Below are 4,402 nucleotides of genomic sequence, written 5' to 3' on the forward strand. Positions count from 1 at the left end.
GGCGTCGACGCCGTCGGCGCGCGCGCCGAGGCCGCGGTCCCGCAGGGCGGCGACCGCGGTCGCGAGACGTTCCGGGGTCCGGCCGACGAGCGCGACGTCGTCGAGGTCGCGGATCGCGGACATCGCCACCGCGTGCTCGACCGCCTGCGGCCCGGAGCCGAAGACGACCAGCCGCCGCGCGTCGGGCGCGGCGAGGCGGTCCCCGGCGACCGCGGACGTGGCGGGCGTGCGCAGCTCGGTGAGGGCCGACCCGTCGACCAGGACGCGCGGGGTGAGGGTCGCCGCGTCCAGCAGGAGGTAGAGCGCCTGGATGCGCGGCAGCCCGCGGGCGGGGTTGCCGGGCGCGACCGAGGCCAGCTTGACGCCCACCCAGTCCCCGATCACCGACGGCATGAGCAGCAGGTGCCCCGCCCCGGCATCGACCGGCACCCGGGCCGGGTCGACCGCGGGGTCGAAGCCGTCGAGGAGCGCCCGCTCGACCAGGTGGCGCGCCCGGTCGGGGTCGACGCGCCGGCGGACCTCGTCGGCGTCGACGAACGGCAGGCCGCTCATGCGGCGACCGCCTGCTCGCGCTCGGCGATCCGCGCCCGCTCGTACCGCACGACACGGCCCGAGAAGGAGACCGCCACGATCGCGATGGCGGCGAGCACCCCCACGTACGCGGCGATCGGCCACCAGGCGCCGTCGAACCGCGTGAGCAGCCACGTGGCCAGCAGCGGTGCCGTGCCGCCGGCGAGCGCCGCGCCGATCTGGTAGCCGAGGGTGACGCCGGTGTAGCGGACCCGGGTCGTGAACGTCTCCGACATGAGCGTGCCCAGCGTCGCGGTGACCGGCGGCCACACGACGCCCAGGCCGAGGACGACCGCGGCGTACACGGCCCAGTCGACGCGCAGGTCGAGCAGCATGAAGAACGGCGCGGCGAACAGGGCGATGAGCACGGACCCGCCGAGGAAGACCTTGGGCCGGCCCAGCCGGTCGGAGACCGTACCCATCCACAGGATCGCCAGCGTGCTGACGAGTGCGGCGGCGCTGACGGCGTTGAGCACGGTCGACTGCTCCATGCCGAGGGTGCCGGTCGCGTAGCTGACGACGAACGTGGCGAAGATGTAGAACGGCCCGGTCTCGACGACCTTGGCGCCGACCGCGACCAGCACCGAGCGCCAGTGGTCGCGCAGCGTGTCCTTGATCGGCAGCTTCGCGACGTTGCCGCTCTCCTTCGCCTCGCGGAAGGCGGGCGTCTCGGCCAGGCCCTTGCGGATCCACAGGCCGACGAAGACCAGCACGACGGAGGCGATGAACGGCAGGCGCCAGCCCCAGGCCGCGAAGGCGTCCTCGGGGAGCGAGCTGACCAGGGCGAACGCGATGGTCGAGAGCAGCATGCCGATCGTCACGCCGGTCTGCGGCACGGAGCCGAAGAACCCGCGGCGGTGCTCCGGCGCGTACTCGTAGGCGAGCAGCAGGGCGCCGCCCCACTCGCCGCCGATCGCGAGGCCCTGGATGATCCGGCAGAGGATCAGCAGGATGGGCGCGAGCACGCCGACCTGGGCGTAGGTCGGCAGCAGGCCGATCGCGATCGTCGCGCCGCCCATGAGGGAGAGCGTGATGACGAGGGTCTTCTTGCGCCCGATCCTGTCGCCGATGTGGGAGAAGATCACGCCGCCGAAGGGACGGATGAAGAACGTCAGGGACAGCGACAGGTAGGACAGCATCAGCGAGATCGCGGGGTCGTCGCTGGGGAAGAACTGCTCGTCGAAGATGAGGGCCGCGGCCGTGGCGTAGAGGAAGAAGTCGAACCACTCGATCGCGCTGCCGGAGAGGCTGCCGACGAGGACCCTTACGTTCGTGGCGGGCTTGCCGATCGTGGACTGCTGCGAGGTCACGCGCCTGCTCCCATCCGGCCCGCTACGGTACGGGCCCCGAATGTGGTGCAACGTACAATTGCACCGATCGTCCGCGCAAGACTTTCTCGGCCCTCGGAGCCCTCAGCCCCGACCGGACCAGACGCTGCGGACGTGCTCGAGGTGCCGGTGCATCCACGTCTCCGCGCCCGTCACGTCGCGCGCCTCGAGCAGGTCGAGGAGCTCGTGGTGCTCTCGCAGGGTGGCCACGAGCCGGCCCTCGCTGTGCAGGGCGTGCAGGCCGAGCAGCCGGGACATGTGCCGCAGCCGGCGCACCTCCTCGACCAGGCGCGCGTTGCCCGCGATGGCGAGCACCTCGGTGTGGAACATCGTGTCGGCCGCGACGAACTCCTGCAGCTCGCCCGCGGCGGCCGTGGAGTCGATCCGGTCCGCGAGCGGGCGCAGCGCACGCACCTGCTCGGGCGTGGCGACGGCGGCCGCCCGCCCCACCGTCGGCACCTCGATGAGCTCGCGGATCTGCAGGATCTCCTCGAGGGCGACCTCGCTCAGCTCGACGACCCGGTACCCGCGCTGCCGGATGGTCTCCACGAGACCCTCGTGCGTCAGCTCCATCATCGCCTCGCGCACGGGCGTCGCCGAGACCCCGAACCGCTGCGCCAGGACGGGCGCCGAGTAGACGGCGCCGGGCTCCAGCTCCCCGGCGACCATCGCCTCGCGCAGCGTCTCGAGCACCCGCGACCGGATGCTGCCGTGGTCCGCGAGGGTCCCGATGATCGGGGCCGACCGCCGGCCTCGGGTCCCGGTGCTCATCTGTGCTCCTGTGCTCGCTGTTGACGTCGTCGCCAGGATGCCATGCGCGTCCAGGAGGTTCCCGCGCACGATGCTGGGCCGAACCGGCTCGGTGGCGGTCAGGACTGCGCGATGATGAGGCAGTCCCGGCGACATCCAGGAGGCAGAGAGTGAAGCTCACCAAGTACGCGCACGCCTGCGTGGTGGTGGAGGACGAGCGTGGCGCCGTGCTGGTCGACCCCGGCGCGTTCACGCCGAACGCCGCCGAGCTCGTGGCGTCGGTCCGCGCGGTGCTGGTCACCCACGAGCACTTCGACCACGTCGACGTGGGGGTGCTCGACGACGCCCTGGGGCGCCGCGACGACCTGCACGTGTACGGGCCGGGAACCGTCGTCGACCGATGGGTCGAGGGCCACAGCGACCGGGTGCACCGGGTGCGCCCTGGCGACCGCTTCACGGCCGGCGGCCTCCCGGTCGCGGCATTCGGCGGTCAGCACGCGGCCATCCACGCCGACGTCCCCCGCGTGGACAACGTGGGCTACCTCGTGGGCGGGACGGTGTTCCATCCCGGCGACGCCTACCTGGTGCCCGACGAGCGCGTCTCGACGCTGCTGGTGCCGACCAGCGGGCCGTGGACCAAGCTCGGCGATGCGGTCGACTACGTCCGGGCGGTCGACCCGGACCGCATCGTGCAGATCCACGAGGTGATGCTCTCCGACCTGGGCCAGGCGTCGGTGTCGAGGTTCCTCAGCCCCGAACAGCTCTCGAAGGTCGCCCTGACCGTCCTCCCTGCCGGCGCGTCGATCGACGTGTGAGCGCGGGGCTCACACCTCGATCGTCGCGGGCGTCGCCTCCCGCCGGGCCACGCCGGCCAGGAGGTCCGCGACCTGCACCCGCGCGTCGTGCCGGGAGTCGACCTGGCGCACGCCGAGCAGCGGGGGAGGCGCGGGCGACACCGCGTCGGCCAGGTGCGCCCGAAGCCGGGCCATGCGCAGCGGGGTGAGCGCGCTCTGCTCGTCGTGCACGACGGCGACCGACCGGCGCCCGGCGCTCCACGCCAGCGCGGTCTCTGCCACGGCCGGCACGAGCGGCTCGAGCGGCGGCGGGACCGTGGGGTCGCCCGCCAGCAACCGCACCAGTACGGACTCGACGTGCGCCCTCGTCAGGCCGATCAGCGGCGGGACGCCGGCGGGCACGGCCGCGAGGAACCGGTCGACGGAGGCGGGGTCGACGTGGCGCCGGTGCTTGGTGTGCGTCATCGCGACGAACGCCGCGAGCAGCTCGGTGTGCCCCCACAGGGCCGCCACCGCCTCGTGGTGGTCGACGCCCAGCCGGGTCCCGTCGCCGTACGACGGTTCGAAGACGAGCAGCTCCAGCACCCGGGCCGCGACGAACCCGCGCTTGTCGAGGACGTGCACGTGCGACCGCCCGTCGAGCGTCGACAGGAAGCGCTCGACGGCGCGACCCCGGCCCGCGCGGAGCAGCAGGTGCGCCTTGTGCTCCGCCACGGCGCGGCGACCGAGGCTCGACCGGAGGCCGGCGAGCAGCTCGACCGCCTCGTCCTGGGCGAGGTCGACGCTCGCGTGCGCGATCACCGGCGAGCGCGGGTCCAGGAGGTTGGTCCCGGAGAAGCCCGACTCGTCGCACGCGATCTCGACGGTGTCGACGACGGTGTCCATGATGCGCACCATCGTGGCCCGCGGGCCGCTCGCCCACCAGGGGTTTCACGGCACGAGCCGGCGGCCGGCGCACCC

At 73.3% G+C, this 4,402-nt stretch carries 4 protein-coding genes and 1 pseudogene; 1 reads left to right on the forward strand and 4 read right to left on the reverse strand.

Annotated features, from left to right (window positions below; all coding sequences use genetic code 11):
* The 3 genes and pseudogenes from ABD254_RS09270 to ABD254_RS09280 form a co-directional block, all read right to left on the reverse strand.
* Positions 1-552, reverse strand: a pseudogene (locus ABD254_RS09270) (ornithine cyclodeaminase family protein); the annotation flags it as partial.
* A complete protein-coding gene (locus ABD254_RS09275; protein WP_344247816.1) occupies positions 549-1,880 on the reverse strand; it encodes an MFS transporter in 1,332 nt (443 codons plus the stop codon). The gene ABD254_RS09275 and the pseudogene ABD254_RS09270, both read right to left, overlap by 4 nt.
* A gap of 102 nt (positions 1,881-1,982) precedes the next feature.
* Positions 1,983-2,669 carry a GntR family transcriptional regulator gene (locus ABD254_RS09280; protein WP_344247817.1) on the reverse strand — a complete coding sequence of 229 codons (687 nt, stop codon included), beginning with the start codon at positions 2,667-2,669 and terminating at the stop codon, positions 1,983-1,985.
* Positions 2,670-2,818: 149 nt separating this feature from the next.
* On the opposite strand from ABD254_RS09280, the gene ABD254_RS09285 reads away from it, so the two are divergent.
* Positions 2,819-3,463 (forward strand): MBL fold metallo-hydrolase, encoded by a 645-nt coding sequence (locus ABD254_RS09285; RefSeq protein WP_344247819.1) that lies wholly within the window; start codon positions 2,819-2,821, stop codon positions 3,461-3,463.
* Between the two features lie 9 nt (positions 3,464-3,472).
* Here ABD254_RS09285 and ABD254_RS09290 read toward each other — a convergent pair whose 3' ends face one another.
* On the reverse strand, positions 3,473-4,327 hold the full coding sequence (locus ABD254_RS09290) for a hypothetical protein (RefSeq protein ID WP_344247821.1): 855 nt from the start codon (positions 4,325-4,327) through the stop codon (positions 3,473-3,475).
* Positions 4,328-4,402 lie beyond the last annotated feature (75 nt).

The sequence above is a fragment of the Isoptericola hypogeus genome (genome assembly GCF_039531145.1).
Lineage (GTDB): Bacteria > Actinomycetota > Actinomycetes > Actinomycetales > Cellulomonadaceae > Isoptericola > Isoptericola hypogeus.